Origin of the sequence: Nonomuraea lactucae (assembly GCF_003313395.1) — a bacterium.
Classification (GTDB): Bacteria; Actinomycetota; Actinomycetes; order Streptosporangiales; family Streptosporangiaceae; genus Nonomuraea; species Nonomuraea lactucae.
Window position 1 is genome coordinate 1 of sequence record NZ_QNFZ01000759.1, and the last position, 4,339, is coordinate 4,339.

Here is a 4,339-nt window from a genome sequence, read left to right on the forward strand (position 1 = left end):
CGCACCGGCGACCGTCGCGCGTACCCGCGCGGGCGGCGCGGCTCAGCCGCGGGCGGCGCGGCTCCGCAGCTCCTCGCAGACCTCGCTCACCCTCGCCTCGAGCTCGTCCAGCGAACCCTCGTTGGGGATCACGATGTGGGCGGCCCGCAGCCGCTCCTCGCGGCCGGCCTGGGCGGCGATGCGGGCCTTGGCGTCGCTCTCCGGCATGCCCCGGTGCTCCGCGAGGCGGGCGATGCGGACCTCGTCGGAGGCGTCGACGACCACGACGACGTCGTACAGCGGGGCGAGCTTGTTCTCCACCAGGAGCGGCACGTCGTAGACCAGGATCGCGTCGTCGGGGGCCCGCCCTTGTAGCTCGGCCACCCGCTCCCCCACCAGCGGGTGGACGATCGAGTTGAGGACGGCGAGCTTGTCGGGGTCGGCGAAGACGATGGCGCCGAGCCTCTCCCTGTCGAGCGACCCGTCGGGCCGGAGCACTTCGTCGCCGAACGCAGCCACCACCCGAGCGAGCCCCACCGTGCCCGGCTCGACTACTTCCCGGGCGATCCTGTCTGCGTCGATCACCACGGCGCCTCTCGCGGCGAGCCGCCGCGACACCTCGCTCTTGCCCGATCCGATGCCGCCGGTGAGCCCAATCTTCAGCACGCCGAAAGCCTATCCACCCGGCACGGCGCCCTGCACCCGGCGAGCCGGCCGCTCCGTGCCCTCAGGGGACCCTGGCCTCCAGTGGCCCCTCGCGCCGCAGGTGGATCAGGGTGAGATGGTCGTCCATCCGCTCCCGGTGGGTCTCCCGGTAGCCGAGCCGGCGGTAGAGCCGCAGGTTTCCGTCGGACAGGTGCCCCGTGAACAGGTCGAAGGCCGCCGCCTCCGGCACCTGCTCGTGCAGCGCGCGCAGCAATGCCGTGCCCAGCCCCTCGCCCTGGCGATCGGGCGCCACCACCAGCCGCCCGACCCGGCACGTCGTGCCGGACACCTGGCCGCGCACCGCGCCCACGATCCGCGCGCCGTCGGTGGCCTTGAGCACGATCCCGTTCTGGATGACGCCGCGGACCTGCTCCACCGACTCCACGAGCGGCGGGATGAACGGGTCGCCGTAGAGCTGTGCCTCGCTCACGTACGCCGCCCGCTGCAGGGTGAGAATCTCACCCGCGTCCGCCGCCACGGCCCGCCCCATCTCCACGCGCAGCACCCTACTCCAGCCGGTTCCACCGCGTACCGGGCTCCCGGAGATCACCGGGGCCCGGCGCGGCCACGCGTAGCACCCGGGAAGACCGACGCGACACGCAAGATGCGGCGACCCGACCCGACCCGACCCGACGCCACGCGACGCGCCCCGACGCGACGCGACCCGAGCCAACCGGACGCGACGCGACCCGAGCCGACCCGACGCGACACGACGGCGTGGCGGCGTGGCGGCGTGGCGGCGTGGCGGACCGACCGACAGAACCCGACAGGACCCCGTGACAGACCCACCCGACAGGACCGCGTGAGTGTGGTGGGCCCGCGGGAGGTGGTCCCGCGGGGGGCGGGCCTGCCGGGGGCGGGCCCGCAGGGGTGGGCGGCAACGCGAAAGGCCCCGCACGATGTCTCGTGCGGGGCCCTTCTACGGGCTTACTGTCGCCGGTTCAGCCGTCCCGACTCAGCTCTGACCGCCGGCGAGCTTCTCGCGCAGTGCGGCGAGAGCCTCGTCGGAGGCGAGGGCGCCGCCCGCCGGAGCGGACGAGGAGGAGCCGCTGGACGGAGCCGGCGACTCACCACTGTAGGACGAGGGAGCGGCCTCGCCGGCCTCCGCCTCGGCCTTGCGGGCGTCCTCGATCTGCTTGCGGTGCGCCTCGAAGCGCTGCTGGGCCTCGGCGTACTGCCGCTCCCACTCCTCGCGCTGCTTGTCGAAGCCCTCGAGCCACTCCCCGGTCTCCGGGTCGAAGCCCTCGGGGTAGATGTAGTTGCCCTGGTCGTCGTAGGTCGCCGCCATGCCGTAGAGCGTGGGGTCGAACTCCACCTCGGTGCCGACACCCTCGTTCGCCTGCTTCAGCGAGAGGCTGATGCGACGGCGGTCGAGGTCGATGTCGATGATCTTGACGAAGATCTCCTCACCGACCTGGACGACCTGCTCGGGGATCTCCACGTGGCGCTCGGCCAGCTCGGAGATGTGGACCAGGCCCTCGATGCCCTCCTCGACCCGGACGAACGCGCCGAACGGCACCAGCTTGGTGACGCGGCCCGGCACGACCTGGCCGATCTGGTGGGTGCGGGCGAACTGCTGCCACGGGTCTTCCTGCGTCGCCTTGAGCGACAGGGAGACGCGCTCGCGCTCCATGTCGACGTCGAGGACCTCGACCGTGACCTCCTGGCCGACCTCGACCACCTCGGACGGGTGGTCGATGTGCTTCCAGGACAGCTCGGACACGTGGACCAGACCGTCGACGCCGCCGAGGTCCACGAACGCGCCGAAGTTGACGATCGAGGAGACGACGCCCTTGCGGACCTGACCCTTCTGGAGGGTGTTGAGGAACGTCTGGCGTACCTCGGACTGGGTCTGCTCAAGCCAGGCGCGGCGCGACAGGACCACGTTGTTGCGGTTCTTGTCGAGCTCGATGATCTTCGCCTCGAGCTCGCGGCCGACGTACGGCTGCAGATCGCGGACACGGCGCATCTCGACCAGGGACGCCGGGAGGAAGCCGCGCAGGCCGATGTCGAGGATGAGACCACCCTTGACGACCTCGATGACGGTGCCGGTGACGATGCCGTCCTCGTCCTTGATCTTCTCGATCGTGCCCCAGGCGCGCTCGTACTGAGCCCGCTTCTTGGACAGGATCAGGCGACCCTCCTTGTCCTCCTTCTGGAGAACCAGGGCCTCGACGTGCTCGCCGACCTCCACGACGTCCGCCGGGTCGACATCGTGCTTGATCGAAAGCTCGCGCGAGGGGATGACCCCCTCGGTCTTGTAGCCGATATCGAGAAGGACCTCGTCTCGATCGACCTTGACGACGGTGCCCTCGACGATGTCGCCGTCGTTGAAGTACTTGATGGTCTCGTCGATCGCTGCGAGGAAGGCTTCCTCGGACCCGATGTCGTTGACCGCTACCTGCGGGGTGCTCGAGGTGGCCTCAGTGCTGGACGTCATGTGTGGAATTGCTCCGAACGCGGACAGGATGTCGATGTGGCGGATGCGCAGCAGGCCCTCTTCCGCATCAAGCCGAGGAGTTACGACATCGACGTGACCGAGCGCGAGCCCGCTCCGTCTGAGGCGCGCGCGAGCCCACAGCGCAGCGATCAGCATATGAGACGTGGCGCACGGGGTCAATCCAAGTGAGGCACCGATCCGATCGGCCTGCCCGTCAATAGGCGACGATCTGATCCCCACGGCCCGGGTTGATATTACCCCGAAGCCCGTGAGGCACGGAGATGCGTTCCGGGTCGCCGTCGGAGACGTAGCGCCAGCCGGGGTGCCTGTCGAGCCATTCCAGCCAGTGCTGCGAGCACCACTTGCGGCACTCGCCCCACTTGCCGTTGCTCTGGATCCGCTGGATCGCGCCGCGATCGAATTTTTTCGCGTAGGGCGAAAGCGACGGCTCGGCCCCCGCCAGGAAGACCCCGTCGAAGTCGTAGCGGGTGCCGTCCCAGGAGCCGGTGCGCGCCGCCTTCTTGGGGCGCGGCAGGATCCCGTAGGGCAGCGCGAGGGTCTTGGGCGTACCCGCTCCGAGCCTCTCCAGCATCCGCTGGACCTTGACGATCTGCTTGGGCACCTTCTTCTTGGGCAGCGCGCGCAGGTTGGGGTGCCCCCAGGTGTGGTTGGCGACCTCGAACCCGTTGGCGGCCAGCCACCGCACGGCGGCGGACTGCTGGGCCTCGTCGCGCAGCCCGAACGGCTCGCGGTTGACCCACAGCGTGGCCACCGGGCGGAACGACGGGTATCTCCTGGCCACGTCGAGGATCACGCCGACGGCCGTGTCGGGCCTCGGGTTGCCGGAGGCGTCGAGGCCGAAGTGGCTGGGGTGCCCGTCGTCGAAGGTCAGCACGACGGGGAACCTGCCGGCCGGGACCCGGATGTCACCGGCGGCGAACTCCCTGGCGGTGATCGGCACGTATCCCCGCTTGGCCAGCCGCTCCAGCTCCCGCCTGAACTGCTCGGGCGTGCGGTCGATGGAGGCGTGCCGCTCGCCGATGATCCGGTGGTACATCAGGACCGGCACCAGGCCGACCTCGTTGGCCCTGACCTGCCTGGCGAACTCGGGGGTGGCCACCACGCCGGGCGGCTCGCCCGTCCCCTGCGAGGGCTGTGGCCGCGCGGCGCCGGTCGCGGCGGGCTGTGGCTGCGCGGTCCCGGGTGTCACGGCCC

General features: G+C 70.6%; 4 protein-coding genes. All 4 read right to left on the reverse strand.

Translation table 11 applies throughout. The features are described 5' to 3' along the window. Window positions 1-42 precede the first annotated feature (42 nt). Window positions 43-645 carry a dephospho-CoA kinase gene (gene coaE, locus DQW85_RS26855; RefSeq protein ID WP_113702707.1) on the reverse strand — a complete coding sequence of 201 codons (603 nt, stop codon included), beginning with the start codon at window positions 643-645 and terminating at the stop codon, window positions 43-45. A 61-nt stretch (window positions 646-706) separates the two neighbouring features. Then, complete coding sequence (locus DQW85_RS26860) at window positions 707-1,174, reverse strand: GNAT family N-acetyltransferase (RefSeq protein ID WP_113702710.1); 468 nt, start codon at window positions 1,172-1,174, stop codon at window positions 707-709. Window positions 1,175-1,639: 465 nt separating this feature from the next. Continuing rightward, window positions 1,640-3,124 carry a 30S ribosomal protein S1 gene (gene rpsA / locus DQW85_RS26870; protein ID WP_113702709.1) on the reverse strand — a complete coding sequence of 495 codons (1,485 nt, stop codon included), beginning with the start codon at window positions 3,122-3,124 and terminating at the stop codon, window positions 1,640-1,642. A 214-nt stretch (window positions 3,125-3,338) separates the two neighbouring features. Beyond that, window positions 3,339-4,339, reverse strand: a 1,001-nt coding sequence (locus DQW85_RS26875) for a polysaccharide deacetylase family protein (protein WP_113702711.1), incomplete at its 5' end; no start/stop codon positions are given.

Excerpts from the sequence above, each read along its gene's own strand:
- DQW85_RS26860 (WP_113702710.1), bottom strand. The coding sequence starts at position 1,174 with ATGGGGCGGGCCGTGGCGGCGGACGCGGGTGAGATTCTCACCCTGCAG.
- rpsA (WP_113702709.1), bottom strand. The coding sequence starts at position 3,124 with ATGACGTCCAGCACTGAGGCCACCTCGAGCACCCCGCAGGTAGCGGTC.